At 61.6% G+C, this 18,688-nt stretch carries 16 protein-coding genes; 8 read left to right on the forward strand and 8 right to left on the reverse strand.

What is annotated here, in order from left to right; all coding sequences use genetic code 11:
- Window positions 1-18 precede the first annotated feature (18 nt).
- The gene (gene purN, locus L8V00_RS05130) at window positions 19-585 is read right to left on the reverse strand and encodes a phosphoribosylglycinamide formyltransferase (RefSeq protein ID WP_035004515.1); all 567 of its coding nucleotides are present in this window, start codon (window positions 583-585) and stop codon (window positions 19-21) included.
- Window positions 530-2,269: a cell division protein PerM gene (locus tag L8V00_RS05135; protein ID WP_269944388.1), complete on the reverse strand. Its 1,740-nt coding sequence runs from the start codon at window positions 2,267-2,269 to the stop codon at window positions 530-532. Before L8V00_RS05135 ends, purN begins: the two co-directional genes overlap by 56 nt.
- Before the next feature lie 500 nt (window positions 2,270-2,769).
- Between L8V00_RS05135 and L8V00_RS05140 the strand changes: the two genes are divergently transcribed.
- A complete protein-coding gene (locus L8V00_RS05140) occupies window positions 2,770-3,528 on the forward strand; it encodes a M23 family metallopeptidase (protein ID WP_070487971.1) in 759 nt (252 codons plus the stop codon).
- A gap of 174 nt (window positions 3,529-3,702) precedes the next feature.
- On the opposite strand, the gene L8V00_RS05145 is transcribed toward L8V00_RS05140, so the two are convergent.
- The 3 genes from L8V00_RS05145 to L8V00_RS05155 all read right to left on the reverse strand — a co-directional run bounded on the left by L8V00_RS05145 (window position 3,703) and on the right by L8V00_RS05155 (window position 9,103).
- Entirely contained in the window at window positions 3,703-4,503 is an 801-nt protein-coding gene (locus L8V00_RS05145; RefSeq protein ID WP_049050370.1) for an SGNH/GDSL hydrolase family protein, read from the reverse strand.
- A 60-nt stretch (window positions 4,504-4,563) separates the two neighbouring features.
- Complete coding sequence (locus L8V00_RS05150) at window positions 4,564-6,246, reverse strand: acyl-CoA synthetase (protein ID WP_239317442.1); 1,683 nt, start codon at window positions 6,244-6,246, stop codon at window positions 4,564-4,566.
- Between the two features lie 160 nt (window positions 6,247-6,406).
- A complete protein-coding gene (locus L8V00_RS05155; protein WP_269944389.1) occupies window positions 6,407-9,103 on the reverse strand; it encodes an ATP-dependent helicase in 2,697 nt (898 codons plus the stop codon).
- Between the two features lie 104 nt (window positions 9,104-9,207).
- Between L8V00_RS05155 and L8V00_RS05160 the strand changes: the two genes are divergently transcribed.
- Window positions 9,208-9,534, forward strand: a complete 327-nt coding sequence (locus L8V00_RS05160) for a chorismate mutase (RefSeq protein WP_034988095.1) — start codon at window positions 9,208-9,210, stop codon at window positions 9,532-9,534.
- Between the two features lie 28 nt (window positions 9,535-9,562).
- On the opposite strand, the gene L8V00_RS05165 is transcribed toward L8V00_RS05160, so the two are convergent.
- The 3 genes from L8V00_RS05165 to L8V00_RS05175 form a co-directional block, all read right to left on the reverse strand.
- Window positions 9,563-10,420 carry a S1 family peptidase gene (locus L8V00_RS05165; protein ID WP_269944390.1) on the reverse strand — a complete coding sequence of 286 codons (858 nt, stop codon included), beginning with the start codon at window positions 10,418-10,420 and terminating at the stop codon, window positions 9,563-9,565.
- A gap of 135 nt (window positions 10,421-10,555) precedes the next feature.
- Window positions 10,556-11,815, reverse strand: a complete 1,260-nt coding sequence (locus tag L8V00_RS05170; protein ID WP_269944391.1) for an acid phosphatase — start codon at window positions 11,813-11,815, stop codon at window positions 10,556-10,558.
- A gap of 179 nt (window positions 11,816-11,994) precedes the next feature.
- Window positions 11,995-12,750 (reverse strand): NADPH-dependent oxidoreductase, encoded by a 756-nt coding sequence (locus tag L8V00_RS05175; protein ID WP_269944392.1) that lies wholly within the window; start codon window positions 12,748-12,750, stop codon window positions 11,995-11,997.
- Window positions 12,751-12,921: 171 nt separating this feature from the next.
- On the opposite strand from L8V00_RS05175, the gene L8V00_RS05180 reads away from it, so the two are divergent.
- The 6 genes from L8V00_RS05180 (at window position 12,922) to L8V00_RS05205 (ending at window position 18,558) form a co-directional block, all read left to right on the forward strand.
- Complete coding sequence (locus tag L8V00_RS05180; RefSeq protein ID WP_269944393.1) at window positions 12,922-13,482, forward strand: LemA family protein; 561 nt, start codon at window positions 12,922-12,924, stop codon at window positions 13,480-13,482.
- Window positions 13,483-13,543: 61 nt separating this feature from the next.
- Window positions 13,544-14,665, forward strand: coding sequence for a M48 family metalloprotease (locus L8V00_RS05185; protein WP_269944394.1), 1,122 nt, complete (start codon window positions 13,544-13,546; stop codon window positions 14,663-14,665).
- 13 nt (window positions 14,666-14,678) lie between these two features.
- Entirely contained in the window at window positions 14,679-15,125 is a 447-nt protein-coding gene (locus L8V00_RS05190) for a DUF1990 family protein (RefSeq protein ID WP_269944395.1), read from the forward strand.
- Between the two features lie 142 nt (window positions 15,126-15,267).
- The gene (sucC, locus tag L8V00_RS05195) at window positions 15,268-16,455 is read left to right on the forward strand and encodes an ADP-forming succinate--CoA ligase subunit beta (protein WP_049050361.1); all 1,188 of its coding nucleotides are present in this window, start codon (window positions 15,268-15,270) and stop codon (window positions 16,453-16,455) included.
- A 36-nt stretch (window positions 16,456-16,491) separates the two neighbouring features.
- Entirely contained in the window at window positions 16,492-17,388 is an 897-nt protein-coding gene (sucD, locus tag L8V00_RS05200; RefSeq protein WP_049050360.1) for a succinate--CoA ligase subunit alpha, read from the forward strand.
- Window positions 17,389-17,421: 33 nt separating this feature from the next.
- Window positions 17,422-18,558: a glutathione S-transferase family protein gene (locus tag L8V00_RS05205; RefSeq protein ID WP_269944396.1), complete on the forward strand. Its 1,137-nt coding sequence runs from the start codon at window positions 17,422-17,424 to the stop codon at window positions 18,556-18,558.
- The last annotated feature ends 130 nt before the right edge of the window (window positions 18,559-18,688 follow it).

An 18,688-nucleotide genomic window follows, 5' to 3' on the forward strand; every position in this document is an offset into this window, starting at 1 on the left:
GATCCTGGCCTTTCGTTCCTAGAAGGTTCCCTGTTCTTGAAAATCGTGCAGCACCTCTACCAAGAGTGTGCGCTCCACCTTCTTGATTCTCTCATGCAAGCTGTCGACCGTGTCGTCCCGCGCGACCTCCACCGCCTTTTGGGCGATGATCGGCCCCGTGTCCACGCCACTATCTACAACATGAACTGTAGACCCGGTTACGCGAACACCGTAATTTAGTGCGTCTTCGACGGCGTGCGCCCCGGGGAATGCGGGCAGCAGCGCCGGGTGGGTGTTGATGATCTTCCCCTCAAAACGCTCGACCACCTTCGGGCCGATGATGCGCATGAAGCCGGCGCTCACCACCAGGTCGGGCTCGTAGCTGGCGAGCTTGTCCGCCAGCTCTTCGTTCCACTTCTCCCGATCGGTCTGCTTTGGCACGTATTCGACCAGGAAGTTCTCGATGCCCGCGCGCTCAGCGCGCTCCAGCGCCTCGCATGGTCGGTCGCTACCCACGGCGAGGATCTCCACCCGCGAGCGGTCGACGTTATCAATCACGCTCTGGAGCAGAGTCCCCGTCCCGCTCGCCAGAATCACTATCCTCATCGTCTGTTTCTTCCTCTGTTTCTGTGTCTTCTTTGTCTTCTTTGTCTTCTGTGTCTGCTGGATCTTCTCGTTCTTTCTTAGTGACGCCCCCATCTTCCCCGTCCTCCGGTTCCTCCGTAGGGGCGTCATCTTCAGAAGAGTCAGTGTCCGTGCTTTCCGCACCGTCTGCTACATCGTCAGCATCGTCAGCGCCTGCCTCGGCATCATGCTCAGTCTCAGTCTGAGCCTGCTGGGATGCGCCAGGCTCCACAACCTCGGCCTCCGGGATGTCCTCAGTCACAGACTCGCCACGGCGGGCCGTGAAGAACATCATGACGGCGGCGGGCACCAACAGCCAGGCAGCGAGCTCTACAGCAAACAGCCACTCGACCGCACCCGCGCGCCCGTACACGCCCAGCTCACCACCAGCCAGCCAGGAGGTGCAGAAGCCGATCAGCCCGGCGCAGGCACCAGCCCCCACTCCTTGCAGAAGCGGCGCCTCCACATAGGTGCGGCCACGCAGGAACGTGTAGACGCACGCGACCGCCACACAAGCGGGGACGGCCAGCAGCACAGCGCCGAAAGGAATCTGATCGTTGGGGACCGCCGCCAAGGCCGGCAACGGCGGCAGGTTCACGTTGTTGGCGGTAAAGAGGCTGACCGCGCCGTTACCGACGTGGAACTCGCCGCCCAGCAGCACCGCCATCGCCGCGACCACCACATTTGGCACATACAGCAACGCGACGAAGGTCAGCCCCAGAACACCCATAGTGGAGGAGGTGATTTCGTAGGCCTTGCCGACTGCCTCCATGTTCGTCAATAGATATACGGCAGCGGCGAGGGCACCGGCTGCAGCCATCCACTTGAGGAAGCGTCCGGCTAGCAGCATCGACTCCACCGGCCACGTGGACCAACCACGGCGCAGCAACAGTGCTCGCCACACGCGGGCCCGCATGCCGATAACAATCGCAGCGCCGTTCACCAGCGCCGTGGAGATCAGCGCCACCAGCAGGTTCGGCGGGGTGATGTCGTAGACCCTGGAGGCATCCCACAGCATCACCCACGCAATGCACGTCAGCAGCATGGGAATCAGCAGGCTTAATGTGGTGAATACCCGCAGGCCGCGCACGCTTATCGAATTGCCCAGCACCGTGGTCGCACGCTTCGCATGCCCCCACACCAACACCAGCGCGGGCAGCAGCGGCACGAAGCCCAGCTTCGCCCCCGCCATCTCGATGGGAGCCAGGTTGAACACCATCCACATCGAGGCGATGCTGGCGGGGATTACACTAAAGCCCGCGCCGATGCCGATGAGTACGGCGATGATGACGATGACGCCCAGAGTTACAGCGTGATTAATCATTAGCTGGGGGCCGAAGCGTTTGACGTGGGACTTCCACTTCGACCACCAGTCCGCGACCGCAGCCTTCACACCGCCAGCCGACGCATCTGCGGCGGCCTTGGACTTGGCCTTCGGAGTGGCCTTAGCGTTCGTGGCGCCGGTCGGCTTCGCCGCTACAAAGCGTTCGTGCCCCGAGCCTTCGGAGATGTGGGCGCCGGTGCCTTTATTGCCAGTGCCTTTAATTCTGTCTGCACTGCTGGCAGCCGACGTCCGCCTGGTGCGGCTGGAGCCGGGGCGTCGGGAAGACGCAGATCGTCGGGATCCGGGTCGTTGGGCAGCAGAATCTTTACTCACCCGTCCCATTGTGCCTAACAGTGGCAGCTACCTGGCGGACTGACCCACCTTCTAGGCCCCCTTCTACGCCCGTTTAGCATTCACCCTGCGTCCGGACTGCACCCCCGTTACACCCACGCCGTACCCTCTCTACCCCCTTTAGCGCCGACACACTTAAGGTAATACTTGAGGGTTTGAGGGTAACGTAACCAAGATCACTAGCGGGGTTTGATCGCCATATAACCAGTAAAAAATCGTCTGGAACAGGGGGAATGCATCCTTATAGCCAGATAAGACTGACTCCACTACCCCCGCAATGTAACCAAAGCGTTATTTTTGACCGATTTAGTTGCCGCAATGTTGCCAAACCGATAGTGTTACGTTCCGTTGATAACAAAGTGGTTACAAATTGCTTTCGCAACAGACTCAAGCCCCAACCGTGAGGCTCGAGGAAGAGCGAAAGCGATAGTGCGAAATCACATGTGACAGTTGTTAAGAAACATCGATTAGGTCAAAGGGTTACTAGGACAGTGCGAAACACTACTGAAGCGAGCCGTACCGGCATCCACCGCAAGCAGGAGCACACCGCGAAGCGCCGCTTCGCGCTCGTGGCCGTCGCCACCACCGCTGTGACTACTGCTGGCGCTGCCGGCGCTACCGCCGGTGCATCCCAGAACTCCAAGGACGACATCGCCCTGGCTTCCGAGAACACCACCATCCTCGCCCAGGGCGAGGGTGCTCAGGGCTCTGCAGCTCCGGCGGACGCTCAGGCGACCGCCAACGAGGCTCCGCAGATCCTCGAGGTTCCGCAGGCTAAGCCGGTTTCCGATCTGTCTCAGCAGCTCGACTCCGCCCTGCGCTTCGCCAAGGAGCGCACCGAGGCTGACCTGGCTGCCCGTATGCCCGAGTTCGTCAAGCCCGCCGAGGGCACCTTCACCTCCGGCTTCGGCCCGCGTTGGGGCACCTTCCACTACGGCGTCGACATAGCCAACGCCGTGGGCACCGCCATCCGTGCAGTCCACGACGGCACCGTCATCGACTCCGGCCCTGCTTCCGGCTTCGGCAACTGGATCCGCATCAAGCACGACGACGGCACCGTCACCGTCTACGGCCACATGGCCACCCTGGACGTTAAGGTTGGCGACCGTGTAACCAGCGGCCAGAAGATCGCTGGAATGGGCTCCCTGGGCTTCTCCACTGGCTCCCACCTGCACTTCGAGGTTCGCCCGAACGGTGGCGAGGCTATCGACCCGAAGCCTTGGCTCGCCGAGCGCGGCATCCAGCTCTAAGGCTTAGCTAAAGCCACTGGCCGATTAAGGCCACACAAAGCAAACCTCCCGACTGCCTCTTGCAAGGCGGTCGGGAGGTTTTTCGTCTGCCTCTCGTGCGGTCTCCGGAGACGAGGCTGCCTGAAAGGCTGCCCCCACCCCCGGAAGCCGAAACTTCCCGAAGCTTTACTAGTTTTACTTCAGAGCAGCGCCGATCTGCTTAGCCGCATTGGTCACACCGTCGTGGGACATGTGCAGAGTCAGGTTGTAGTGCGGAGTCTGGGTATCGATGACTCCGGCAACCCAAGCCTTACCGCCCGGCTGGCAGGTATCGTGCCCGCGGGTGGAGCGGTGCAGGTCAACGAAAACGCCACCGTTGCGCTTGGCGGCATCGTTAGCCTGGCGCCACAGCTGACGCTCGGCTTCCTTCACGATCGGGAACGGAGCCTGAATCGGCGGCAGACCGTTCAGACGGATCAGGCACAGGCCTGCACGATCGTTCGTGAGGTGCGGGTAGCTTACGAACTGGATGCGAGCGTTCGGAGCAGCACGCTTGATCTTCTTAGCGAGGCGGTCGTAGGAACGAGCCGCTGCGTGATTGTTGATCGGATCCAGGGTGCGGTAGGTGTCGTTTGCACCAACCATGATCGGCACGTTGCGCGTGTGGCGGTTCAGCTTGCCGTCGCGGATAGCCTGATCAAGGCGAGCCTCCAGCGGCTCGCGGCCCAGGTACAGCTCCTTGCCGTTGCAGGAGTAGTCATCCACGCGCGCGCCCGTCAGGCGCTGCAGCTCAGTTGCCACGCGGAACTTGCCCTTGATGCAACCACGCGCGCCACCGCGCTTGGCGTCAATAATCTGGTTGAGCGTCGTGTTAGCAAAGTAGGAATCACCGAGCAGCACGGTGTTTCCCGGGGCAGCCTGGGCAGCAGGCGCCAGACCCATGACAGATCCCGCTACGGCGACAGCCGCAGTCAGAATGCGTGCAATTTTCTTCATCAGTTTCTCCCGTATGTGTTTTTATGCCGTATTAAGGCTATCGATCGAGAATCGAAAATGTTAGCTGTTCGGAAGTTTTGCCGGCATGACCTTACCAGTTGGGTTGCGCGGAAGCTCATCCAGGAACGTGACTTCGCGTGGAACGGAGTGTTCCGCCAGGTTGTCCCTGACCCATTCCTGAACAGACTCCTTGGTCAGCGCCTCGCCTTCCGGGTTGTCTTCACGCACGATCCAGACCGCCATGCGCTTGAAGCTCTCTTCGTCGTCCACGCCCTTCGCGTAGAGGTCTCGAATGCCAGGCATTGGCGCCAGCACCTCTTCCACACTGCGCGGATACACGTTCTCTCCACCGACGATGATCATGTCGTCCGCCCGGCCGAGCACAAACAGGCGACCTTCCTCGTCGAGGTACCCACGGTCGCCGATCTCCAGCAGGCCGTGCTTGATCTTCATCTGATCGCGCGTGTGCGCGTAGCGGCGCATGGTCATGGTGCCCCGAGCATAAATGCGGCCCGGGGTGTTCGGCGGCAGCACGTTGCCGTCGTCGTCCAGAATCTTGACGCGCACGCCGCGAACCGGCCGTCCGGCGAGAGCCGGGTTCTCGACCAGTTCCTCTCGCTTCGCAATGGCGACCACACTGTTTTCAGTGGAGCCGTAGAAGTTGCAGACCACGGGCCCGAACTGCTTGTGCAGGCCGCGGAGCAGATCTTCGTGCATGGCATTGCCGGAGGACACGATGAACTCAATCGACGAAGCGTCGTAGTCGCCGTTCTGCGCGACCTTGAGCTGTTCCTTAATGAAGATGGGCGAGGTGATGATGCCGTTGACCTTGTAGCGCTCTACATCTTCCATTGCCTGAACAGGGTCGAAGTCACGGCGGAATACCACTGTCGCACGGTGGGCAAAAATCAGGTTCAGGTTCGCCCAGCCCCACGAGTGGAACATCGAGGCGGTCTGCTGGATCATCATCTCCGCCCGCCACGGGATCCAGGTGACAAGGTCCGCCAGCGGAGTCGGGATGGGCGGCTCCCGGTGCACTACGGCCTTCGGGGTACCAGAGGTGCCGGAGCTCAAGATGGTGATGAAGCCACGCTTCGGGATCGTGGGCAGTTTCTCCTCCGCCTCGGAGGGGGCGCGGTCAATGACCTGCTGGAAGGTTTTCCATTCCGGGTTCGGAGCCTGCGGGTTCTCCAGATCCTCCGCATAACCGATGATCACCTTGGCGCGCGAATAGTCCGCGGGCAGCCTGTCCGCGAACTCCTCATCAATGATGATGGTGTGAACATCCAGCTCATCCATACTCTTCTGCAGCTGGACTGGACTGGAAGCCGGGTTGAGCAGGCTAATGTCCGCCCCGATGAATCCCTTGGCGACCAGCGCGTAGACGACCACGCGGGAATTGCGGGCCATGACCGCAATATTCTTTCCCGGTCCCAGACCCATACGCTGCAGTGCGCGGGCGAAGGCCAGCGAATCGCTACGAACCTCCGCATACGTACGCTCGCCGATGTCATCGATGATGGCCGTACGGTTCGGCGCCACTTCTGCGGCGTACCACGCTTGACGTCCAGCGGTGAAGCCGTAGCGGGCGATGCTCTCGACCAGCTTGGCTTTCCCCTTAACCCCGCCACCCCTGACGACTACGCCCGATTTCAGCGCAGTCCCCAGGCCGGTGGCAATAGCGTGGGTCTCCGCCCAGGCGGCCTCGCCCAGGTGCTTAAGGTCTTGCAATTTGGAAGTCACTTGTTGATTGTTCTGCATTAATACCCTTCTAGTTACGCCCAACCCATCGAAAGAGGATGCTGTTACGTTACATTAAGAAAACATTTTCTGCGCAACATTAGCCACATTCGTCACTCCAGCAACACGCCTGCTCGGGCGTGCCGCCACAGCCCCCAGGGGTCTAGAGCTTCTCCATCGGCACGCCGCCGAACAGCATCAGACGCACCGTGCCCTGGCTGCCGAAGTCGATCATGCAGGTCGTGTGCGATCCGCTACCGTCCACGCTCTTCACCGTGCCCAGGCCGTACTTGTCGTGGTTGACCTTGTCCCCCACCGCCAAGTCCAGATCCTGGTTCTTCTTCGCTCCGGCCCCGAAGACAGGCTTCGACTTCTTCGCCGGCTTCCGGTAGGACTGGCCGCCCCAGCCGCTGGATCCCGCACCCCAGCCGCCTGAGCCGCCGAAGCTGGTGCCATCGGCATAGCCACCGCCACCCCAGGCGGAATCCACACCACTGCCGAAGCGGGCGGGCTCCTCGCGGATCCACTCCATCAAATCCTCCGGCACCTCGGACAAGAAGCGCGACGGCGGGTTGTTCACTGGCGCGCCCCAACCGCTGCGCGTAATCGCGCGGGTAAGGAACAGTCGCTGCTTCGCGCGGGTAATGCCCACATAGGCCAAGCGGCGCTCCTCGGCCAGCTCCATCGGGTCGCCCAGGGCGCGCATGTGCGGGAACTGTCCGTCCTCCCAGCCGGTCAGGAACACCACGGGGAACTCCAGCCCCTTGGCGGTGTGCAACGTCATGAGAGTCACCATGTCCTGCTCGTCCGCGGGAATCTGGTCCGCGTCCGCCACCAGGCTCACGCGCTCCAGGAAAGCCTGCAAGCTGCCCAGCGGCGCCTCACCTTCGGCGAGCATGGCGTCGGCAGGGTCGGCACTGTTCTCGGCGCTGTCGTCGGCACCGTCGCTCCCACCGCTGCCACCCGGCATCTCCTCGTACGCCTTCAGGTTCGCCGACTCCTGCGAGAACTCATGTCCCACGCTCACCAGCTCGTTCAAGTTGTCCAGGCGCGCACCGTCCTGCGGGTCGTTGGACTTCTCCAGCAGCTCCTTGTAGCCGGTCACATCCAGCACCGCGGAGATCACCCGCCCCAGGTCGGGCAGCCCCAGGCCGGACCCATCCGAGGCCGTCATCTCCATCGACTCTGTCTCCGCCCGCAGCGCGTCCATCATTTCCAGGAACTTGCCAATGGAATTGCGGCCGCGTGCGGAAAGGCCGGCGACCTTCCCCGCGGCGGCGTCACCAAGAGCAGCCGAAAAACCAATCCCCTGGCCTTCCGCATGCACAGTGACCTGCGCGATGGCCTTATCACCGATTCCGCGGCGCGGGGTGTTGATGATGCGCCGCAGCGCCACCGTGTCGTCCGCGTTGTCCAGAACCTTGAGATAAGCCACAATGTCGCGGATCTCGCGGCGCTCGTAGAAGCGCGTGCCACCGACGACCTTGTACGGCATACCGGAGCGCACCAGCACGTCCTCGATCGCACGAGAGGCGTTATTGGTGCGGTACATGATCGAGATGTCGCCGTAGGAGTAGCCCTCGTTATCCACCAGGTCGTCGATCTGCTCGACGATGAAGTTCGCCTCATCATGCTCGTTGTCCGCAACGTAGCCGCCGATCAGCTCGCCATCACCCAGATCCGTCCACAGCTTCTTCGGGCGGCGCCCCTGGTTCCGGTCGATCACTGCGTTGGCTGCGGACAGGATCTTCTGGGTGGAGCGGTAGTTCTGCTCCAGCAGGATCGTGTGGGCATCCGGGTAGTCGCGCTCGAACTCCTCGATGTTGCGGATCGTCGCGCCGCGGAAGGCGTAGATCGACTGGTCGGCATCGCCCACCACGCACAGCTCGCACTCGGCCTTCCCCTTACCCGCGAGCGCTGCCACCAGCTCGTATTGCGCGTGGTTGGTGTCCTGGTACTCGTCGACCATGATGTGGCGGAAGCGGCGCCGGTAGTGCTCGCGCACGTCCGGGTTGTTGTTCAGGATCGCCACAACCTCACCGATCAGATCGTCGAAGTCCACCGCGTTCGCCGCCCGCAGGCGGTTCTGATACGTCTTGTACAGCGTGGCGATCTGGGCGGTGTGGGGGTTGGAGTCGCGCTGCGCTTCCTCTAGCGCCCCGGCCGGACCGACCAGCTCGTTCTTCCAATTGGAGATCACATTCAGCACCCCACGGGGCGAGAACTCCTTCAGATCCAGCGAGGCATCCTTGATGATCATCGTCATCAGGCGCTTGGAATCATCCGAGTCGTAGATGCTGAAGTTCGTGTTCAGCCCCGGCGCGAGGTGCGCATTGGCGCGGAGCACGCGCACGCAAAAGGAGTGGAACGTGGAGACCCACATGCGCTCCGCCTGCGGCCCGACCATGTCCACCACGCGCTCGCGCATCTCCGCCGCCGCCTTATTAGTGAAGGTGATCGCCAGGATCTGCCACGGCGCCACCCCATTTGCCAGCAGGTACGCGATGCGGCGCGTCAGCACACTCGTCTTGCCGGAGCCCGCGCCCGCCACGATCAGCAGCGGGCTGCCCATGTGCTCGACGGCCTGCCGCTGCTGCGGGTTGAGCCCTTCGAGGAGCTTTTCTTTGTGACGCCCCTTCTCCCCCGCGACCGCCCCAGCATCCCTGCGCGGTTGCGCCGGTGTGTGGTGCGGCTGTGTTGGCTGCGGGACAGGCTGCGGACTATCAGAGTGCATGTTCGCCAGCACGCTTTCGTACCCCTCCGGCGGCAGCTCGTCCTCCGGTGGCGGAACCTCATCGTCGAAGAGCGTCGGTTCTTCAGGCAGCGGCAGGTCGGCGAACGGATCGTGCTGGTTGTTCATGTTTCCCTTCGTGCTCCCTCAAAAAATTTCCCGAAACCCGCTGGCGCCTCTCTCCGGGGGCTCTTGCGGATCTCGGCTTCCGGACTAGCGGTAGAATACAACGCATGAGCGACAACGATTCTGCGGCTTCGTCGAAGCCCAACGAGTTCACCGTCCGCATGCCCTCGGGCACGGACGATCCCTTGTCGGATTCAGAAATTCAATCCTACCGCGAGGAGATCAACCGCCTCGACCGCGTCATCATCGACGCGATCCACCGTCGCAGCGAGGTATCGAAAGCAATCGGTAAGACGCGCCTGGGTTCCGGTGGCACGAAGCTGGTCTATACCCGCGAGGTCGCCATCATTAACCAGTTCCGCGCGGAGTTCGGCCCAGAGGGCGTAGAAATAGCAAAGGCCCTGCTGCAGCTAGGCAGAGGGCGCTTGGGCTAAGGGTCAGCTGGGGCCCGCCGGAACTGGACTAGGCCAGGCGGAATCCGGCTCCCACACCGCCGGCCGCGTTGAGGTCCGCGGCGATCACGTTCCACGCCGCACCGGCCGTCGGCGCGTGCAGCGGCCCCTGCAGCGGGGTGGTGCAGGAAGGCAGGTTGGCCACGCCTCCGTTGACGATGCCGACCAGACGGTTGCCGACGTAGATCGGGCCGCCCGAATCCCCCATAGAGCCACACAGGTGGGAAACCAGGAACGGCCCGGAGATGGCCAGCATGGGGCCGCAGGAAACTCCGGTAGCCACACCGGTCTTGCACATCTGCTGCAGGCTGGCCGGGGTGGGGCCGCCAAGGGCGTTCAGGTGAACGTTGTTGTAGCCGCGGGTCAGGCGCACCTTGTTGTTGAACTTAATCACGGCGTAATCCGGGTAGCCGTTGCGGACGACGGTGCCGATCTGGCCAGCCCCCTCGGCGTCCATAGAAATAACCGGGGTGCCGGGGCCACCACAGTGGCCTGCGGTGATGCCCACCTTGTTCCCGGCCTTGTCGTAGCCGACCACGCCCAGGGTGCAAATGTTGTTGCCAACGTAGATCGGCATGGAAGGCCCAGCCAGAACGCTGGGCGCCGCGGCACGCTGAGCCTTCGGAATGCCTGGAGAGGTGAAGTAGTGACCCGGAACGCGGTGCGGTCCGGGCTGGCCGGTGGCCTGCAAGAATGCATCTGCGGAACCAGCGGGCGCGGCTGCGGCCTCTGGCGCGGTGAATGCGGAGCCAAAAACGGCGGAGGTAGCCAACGCCACGCCCGCCATCAGGGCTCCGATTCGGCGACGGGTGGCGCTGCGGAAGGAGCGCCCAGGTGAGGTGCGAGTGTATACAGATGCGGCTGACATGCACCTAACCCTAGCGCAGAAGCTCGGTTTCACATGCGTCACAGAGGTAACAATTTGGACAAGGTTACCCCTGCTCCCCCGCCTCCCTTTTTGCGCTGCCGACTAGCTGACGATTAGCCGCCAGCTAGCCAGCAATTAGCGAAGAACGGTGACGCTGCCGTCGCCGTTGACCTTGACCTTCGCAGCGAATGCAGCAGCCATGTTCAGGCGCTGCCAGGAGCCACGCGGACCCTGATCATCCAGCGGGGAACCGGACGGGATGGCGGTCTGACGCAAGATAGAGGCGCGCTGCTTGTAGCTCAGCTTCGGGAACTTCGGTAGCAGCAGATCCGGCGCGGCCTGCGGTACGATCATCGGCGCATCCTTGCGGTAGATCTTCGGGAAGCCGTAGGTCATGCGGTCGGTGTACTCGCGCACAGCCTGGTCGGTGGAGCGGTAAGCCTTGTCGCTCTTCACAACCTCGGCAATCGGGCGACCCGCGCGCCACTCCAGCTCCGCGCGCAGCTCCTTGCCCGCCTGTCGGACCGCGTCGCGCATCTTCGGATCGTTCCAGCGGTCAGCGGCGGCAGCGGTGCCGGACATGCGGCCACCCATGACGTCCAGCGGGTAGTGCACGCCCATGACAATGCGGTTGTTACCAGCCTCGGAACCGCGAGCCAGAATCTGCGGAGCCAGCTCCGGCAGAGTCAGGGCCAGCAGAGTGGTGGACCACACGGCCTGGTTGGTGTGACCAGATGGGTAGGACTTGGAGGTGCCGTAGTACTTGTTCTGACCGTCCTCGTACTTCTTGATGCGCTCCGGAGCGACCACGAACGGACGGTCGTAACCAAACACCATCTTCTCCACGAAGGTGGAGGATGCAACTCCGCCTGCGCGTGCCAGGTAGCCGTTGCCCAGCAGGAACTGGGTCTTCGGCAGGCGGTTCTCGCGCAGGGCAGCACGGAAGTGGCGGCCAAGCTCGTCGCCCAGCGAGTCAGAGAACGCATCCAGCACGCCAGCCTTGTCCGCGCGAGCGTCCTTCTGTGCGCGCTGGATAGCAGACGGATTGCTCTGCGCAGCGTTGTTGATCTCCACAACCTTGTCCAGGTTCTGCTTCATGATCGCCGGGTGGTTGGCGCGCACATCGTTGAAGCCATCGACGACATCCAGGTAAATGCCGTAGCCGTGGGAGCTGATGTCAGAGATGTAGCCGCCCAGGTACTCCGGGCCGAAAGGCTGCGGGGTCGGGGCGCCCTTGTGCTGCACGGGGTGCGGGTAGCTCGGCAGCCCCTCGGAGCCAGCAACCGCCGGCACGCTCGGTGCAGCCTCCACCGGCGCGACGTTCACTGCGGAAAGGGACATGGTCGTAGCCATCATGGCTGCTGCCGTGATCTTTAGGCTCTTGGTTTTGGTCACTTTTTCTCTCACCCTTGAAGTCTCGTCCTGCGATTCTTTTTGACGCCAAGCCTCCTGGCTCGCCCGGCGCCTATTGCGATAGTTTTATAAACTCCTTCGGACACTAACCCAGGTTTCTGAACGGCAGGTTAATTTGAGGTTAGGCGCGAATGACAGTGAGGGCGTCACAAAGAACAACGCTAAACAATAAAGCCTTGCCAGCGCGCAGCTTGCAGCGAGTCATCATTGCTGTCCCGGGTGAAGGGGAAGTTCTTTAAGACCTGATTGGTGAAGCTATCCACGCGCTGGTTGGCGTTGCGCAGGTCGTAATAGGTCGTCATCTCCGCATCGTATTCCGCCAGGTCGGCGGTCAGATTCTCGCTGGTCTGGTAGCCGTTTTCCATCACGCGGAACTGGCGCGGCATGCGAGGCTTCAGCTGCGGATCCTGGTTCGGCCAGCCCAGGGTAAGCCCCACCACTGGGAAGGTGTAGCGCGGTAGCTCGAGCAGTTCGATAACCCCGGCAGTGTCGTTGTGGATATTGCCCAGGAAGTTGGCGCCCAGGCCGAAGGACTCCGCGGCGTTCACCACGTTCTGCGCCATCAGGCAGGCATCGGTGAATGCCTCCACAAAAGCCTTCGTGCGGCCAGCCGCTCGCGGGTCGCCCCCGTTTTCCTGCAAGATCTGCGCATTCCGCGCCGTATCCGCCAGGAACAACAGGTACACGGGCGCGCGGCGGACGTACTCCTGGTTACCGATCTCCGCCAGGCGTTCCCGCAGCTGCGTATCCGTCACGCGAATGATGCTGGCCTGCTGCATCCCGCGGGAAGATGCCGTGCGCATGGCTACGTCATAAATGGTTTCCAGGGTCTGGTCGTCCACCGGCTGATCCGTGAACTCCCTGATCGTGCGGTGGGAAAGCTGGCGTTCGACCATAGAGTTTGTGTTTTTAGGCATGGCCCCAACCCTAGCTAGAGATTTTTCCAAGTTTTCCGGCCTGCGCCGGGAACAAACGTTAGCGATAATACATTCCAACACTGTTAGCCTGTGCGGGTCACTACCGAACCGCCACGCGCCGAGAATTTCTAGATAGGTACGTTCAAGAGTTTCCAGGGAAGTTTTGCTTACATGATCATCGCAGTTATCATCCTCGCCATCCTCGTAGTCCTCGCCATCATCTGGTTCGCCATGTACAACAGCCTCGTCAAGAAGCGGAACACGGTTAACGAGGCTTACGCCCAGATCGATACCCAGCTGCAGCGCCGCGGCGACCTGATCCCCAACCTGGTGGCCACCGTCAAGGGGTACGCCAACCACGAAGCCAAGGTATTCCACGACATCGCGGAGCTACGCACCGCCACCGACCGCGCCCAAGCGACCGGCAGCGTGCAGGATGCCTCCCAGGCAGACGCTGTATTCGGTCGCACCATGGCTACCCTGCGTGCCACCGCCGAGGCGTACCCGGAGCTGCAGGCTTCCCGCAACTTCCAGCAGCTGCAGGAGGAGCTCGCCTCCACCGAAAACAAGGTGGGTTTTGCCCGCCAGTACTACAACGCCTCCACGAACACCTACAACACCGCCATCCAGTCCGTGCCGACCAACATCGTCGCTTCCGTGCACGGCTTCCAGCCCTTCGCGTTCTTCCAGGTGGAGGAATCCAAGCGCCAGGCTCCGGACGTTTCCTTCTAGCCTTCTTGCCCTGCCCGGCCGCGCTTGCGCACTGAGAGGCTGAAAGGACGGATAACGGACAATGGCCAACCAGCCGAGAACCTTTGATGAATCGCTTTCGCAGCTACGCAAAGGCATCGCTGTCGCGTGGATTGCGAACGTATTTGTGCTGCAGCTTTCCATCGTCGCGTGCGCCTGTGCAGCCTACGTGGGTATCCAGGGAAGCGATATTGACTACAACACCCTGGGCAAGGTCATTCTGATCTCCGCCGGGGTCGCCATCCCGGTTGCCGCGCTTATCCTGCTGTACTCGTATTTCTTTTCCACCAAGACCGTGATTTCCGCCATCGGTGGCGAGAAGCGCAAAGTGGAAAAGGGCATGGTCTACAACATCGTGGAGGAGATGTCGATCGCCGCGGGCATGCCCTCCCCGCCTAAGGTCTATGTGCTTATTGGCACCGGAGTGCCCAACGCCTATGCCTTGGGAGGCAAGCGCAACAAGCCTCACACCGGCACCATCGTCGTCACCGAAGAGCTAGGCTACCTGCTGAACCGCGAGCAGATGCAGGCGGTCATCGCCCACGAAATGAGCCACTTAACCGCCGACGATAATCGTGTGATGACCCAGCTGGTGGCCATCGCGTCCGTCATTTCGATCCTGCAGTCGGTGTTTATCTACGGCAGTTTCAGCAACAACAACCGAGGCCGCTCTAGCTCTAACTCGAATGGCGGCGGCAATGCCGTAGCTGCCATCGTGATCTTGCTGATCTCCTTCTGCGTTATCCTCGCCGCCCCTGCACTGGCCAACATCGCCCGGGCCTACATGTCTCGCCACCGCGAGCAGCAGGCCGATAGCCATGGAGTCTCCCTGTGCCGTAACCCCACCGCACTAGCGCAAGCGCTGATCACTATCCGCGCGTTCCACCAGGCGAACCCTTCTACGGTGCAGAACTCCATGTACGGCACACCCGGCTCCCTGGCTCTGTACGCCCCGGAGCAGGACATCATCCAGGGCTTCCACAATTCCGACGCAGGTAAGAAGGGGTCCGTCTTCAAGCGCGCCATGACGAAGAAACGAAACTTTTCCGCTACCCACCCGCCGATCTGGGAAAGGGTCAACGCGCTGATTGCCATGGGTGCCTACGTGCAAGATTTCGTCCCCTATGTGCCGGAACACCAGCAGATCGCCGGGCACCTCAAGTAGCCTGGGGCTTTCTATGACTCCCCTCTCCTATACCTCGACCGACGGCTTTCCGGAGCTGCACATGTCGCGGGTCATCAATGCGGACTTTGATGCCGCCGCGGCCAGGCTTTTCCGCTGGAGTGTGCAGCGCAGCGGCCTGTTCCGAGTGCACCCCACCCACGAGGTCGTAGAGACCGGCGCGGAGGTCACACTGGGCTTCGGGTCGTGGACGTTTCGCTGCAGAGTGGTCGATGTTGTCTCCGCGCCCGGCCGGTGCGGCTTTACCTATGGCACCCTCCCCGGCCACGCCGAGCGAGGCGAGGAGACCTTCACCCTCGAGCGGTTGCAGGACGGAAGGGTTCTTTTTCTTATTGACGCCAAGTCTCAGCCAGCCCGTTTCCCCGTGCTGCGCCCAGTCCTCGACCTGCCGCGGCGTGCTCTTATCCGCCGCTTCTACCTGCGCGCCCTGGACGATAGCTAGCAGCGCTTTCTGTCGAGTATGCATTTTTTCATTACGATGGTTTCTGAGAGCTCACAAAGTTGCCTCCAAAGTGAGGTAGGTCATAAGTGGGCTCGTCGCATATTCTGACCTTTCCCACCTACAGACTGTATGGAGAATTTAAGTGGATCTATACGAGTACCAAGCTCGAGATCTTTTCGAAAACTACGACGTACCTGTCCTGCAGGGCATCGTTGCTACATCATCTGCGGAAGCCGAACGGGCTGCTGAGAAGCTAGGCGGCACCGTAATCGTAAAGGCCCAGGTGAAGGTTGGCGGCCGCGGCAAGGCCGGGGGTGTAAAACTGGCCCACTCGCCGGCCGAAGCAGCCGCGGCGGCGAAGGACATTCTGGGGCTGGATATTAAGGGGCACACCGTGCGCAAGGTCATGGTTGCCGAGGGGGCGGACATTGCCGAGGAGTACTACTTCTCCATCATGCTGGACCGCACGCAGCGCCAGTACCTTGCCATGTTGTCGCGCGAGGGTGGCATGGACATCGAAAAGCTGGCCAAGGAGCGGCCGGAGGCGCTCGTCCGCCGCAATTTCTCCCCGCTGGAGGGGCTGACGGACTCCATTGCCCGCGAAATTGCAGAAGATGCCGGCTTCCCCGCAGACGATGTGGAGAAGCTGGTACCCGTTCTGCAGAAGCTCTACGAGACCTACGTTGGCGAAGATGCCACGCTGGTTGAGGTCAACCCGCTGGTCAAGACCAATTCCGGGGAGCTGTTGGCGATCGACGGCAAGATGACCTTGGACGACAACGCAGACTTCCGCCACCCGGAGCATTCCGAGCTGGTGGATCACAACACCACCGATCCGCTGGAGCTTAAGGCTCAGATGATGGGCTTGAACTACGTGAAGCTGGACGGTTCGGTCGGTGTGATCGGCAACGGTGCCGGTCTGGTGATGTCCACCCTGGATGTGGTCGCCTACGCCGGCGAGGAATTCCCCGGTTCGCCGAAGCCCGCCAACTTCCTGGATATCGGTGGCGGTGCCGATGCCGAGATCATGGCCAATGGCTTGGAGGTCATCCTGGCGGATGAGCAAGTCCAGTCGATCTTGGTCAACGTTTTTGGCGGAATCACCGCATGCGATGAGGTTGCCAACGGAATCATTCAGGCTTACAAGATCCTGCACACCCAAGGAATCGAGCCGAAGCCCCTCGTTGTCCGACTGGACGGCAACAATGCAGAAGAGGGCCGGAAGATCTTGGACGATGCCAACCTGCCGAATCTGCAGCGGGAAGACACGATGGACGGCGCCGCGCGCAAGGCCGCGGAGCTGGCTTCCCAGGCTGATCAGAACAAATAAGCATCACGGATTCCAACAGGTAGAGGACTGAAAATTATGGCTATTTTTCTAGATCGCGATTCCAAGATCATCGTCCAGGGAATGACTGGCTCGGAGGGCATGAAGCATTCCCAGCGCATGCTGGACTCTGGCTCCAACATTGTCGGCGGAGTGAACCCCTCCAAGGGCGGACAGACGGTCACCTTCGAAGGCGGCAAGCAGGTTCCCGTTTTCGCCTCCGTTGCTGAGGCAATGGAGGAGACCGGCGCGAATGTCTCGGTGATCTTCGTTCCGGCGAAGTTCACCAAGGCTGCGGCAGAAGAGGCAATCAAGGCAGAGATGCCGCTGGTTGTGCTCATTACCGAAGGCGTGCCGGTCAACGACACAGCGAGCTTCTTTGCCCTGGCGAAGAACTCCAAGACCCGCATCATCGGGCCGAACTGCCCTGGCATCATTTCTCCCGGGCAGTCCAATGCGGGCATTATCCCCTCTGATTCCGCCGGTGAGGCTGGCAAGATCGGTCTGGTATCCAAGTCCGGCACGCTGACGTACCAGGTGATGCACGAGCTCTCCGATGTGGGATTCACCAGCTGCATTGGCATCGGCGGCGATCCGATTATCGGCACGACCCACATCGATGCGATCGAGGCCTTCCAAAATGACCCGGAGACCAAGGCGATCATCATGATCGGCGAAATTGGTGGCGATGCTGAAGAACGCGCCGCCGAGTACATCGCGAAGAATGTCACCAAGCCCGTGGTGGGCTACGTCGCAGGTTTCACTGCCCCGGAGGGCAAGACCATGGGGCATGCCGGAGCCATCGTCAGCGGTTCCTCGGGCACGGCCGAGGCAAAGAAGGTCGCGCTGGAGGAAGCTGGTGTGCGAGTGGGTAAAACACCCACCCAGGCGGCGGAGCTGATGCGGGAAGTTCTCGCAGAGATCGGCGAAGCCTAACGCTAGATAGGGCGAACAACAGGGAGGAAGGGCATGGCCACGGAAGCTCAGAAAGAATCACAGAAGGACTGGGCCGGCGATGCCCAAAATGCCTCGACGGACGGCGAATTCAAGCGGGATACCAATTACATCGGCGACCGCATCGTTGCTTCCGTGACCGGCGAGGAACCGCAGCCTGCCGGCGGGGATGGCAACAGTGGAAGCACTGGTGACGCGCTGCACTGGACCGTGCAGCCGAACCGCTACCGCCTCATCGCCGCACGCGCCTGCCCGTGGGCACACCGAGCGGTCATCGTGCGGCGCCTGCTGGGGCTGGAGGATGTGATCTCCCTGGGGCTGGCGGGCCCTACCCACGACAAGCGCTCCTGGACTTTCGATCTGGATCCGGGTGGCGTCGACCCCGTACTGCAGATCCCCCGCCTGCAGGATGCGTACTTTAAGCGCTTCCCGGACTACCCGCGGGGCATCACCGTGCCGGCGCTGGTGGAGGAAGAAAGCGGCAAGGTCGTGACCAACGATTTCAATTCGATCGTCCGCGACTTCCAAACAGAGTGGACCGAGTACCAGCGAGCTGGCGCTCCCAACCTGCTTCCACCGGCAGAGCAGCGGGAAGAGATGGAGGAGATCAACGACTTCATCTTCCGAAAGTTCAATAACGGCGTGTACCGGGCTGGGTTTTCGGCGTCACAAGATGCCTATGAGCAAGCCTATGAGGATGTATTCGAGGTCCTCGATTGGTTGGAGGAGCGCCTGGAAAACCGGCGATTCATCATGGGTGAGCACATCACGGAGACCGACATCCGGGCATATGCCACCCTGATCCGCTTCGATGCTGTCTACCACGGGCACTTCAAGACGAACCGGAACAAGATCAGCGAGATGCCGAACGTCTACGGCTACCTGCGCGAGCTGTTCCAGACCCCTGGGTTCGGCGATACCACCGATTTCAAGGAGATCAAGCAGCACTATTACATCGTGCACCGCGAGGTGAATCCCACGCAGATCGTCCCGGCCGGACCGGAGCTCTCAGGCCTGGCGCAACCCCATGGCCGCGACCACCTGCCGGGTGCGCCGTTTGCGGAGGGCACCACCCTGCCAGGTAAGTTGCCGGACGCCGAGCGGCTGAAGAACCCCACGCAATTCCAGCGGGAGCTATTTGGCCTGGACTAGAACTTCGCTGAGCAATGAGAAAATCCCCTCGCCGGTATTGAACTAGCCCCCGAAAGTTGGACTGGTTTAATTCTAGGCGGTGAGGGGTTCAAGGGTCTGATTCCGATATTGCATCGGGGTCAGGCCCTTT

The organism is Corynebacterium evansiae, from assembly GCF_027570065.1.
GTDB lineage: Bacteria > Actinomycetota > Actinomycetes > Mycobacteriales > Mycobacteriaceae > Corynebacterium > Corynebacterium evansiae.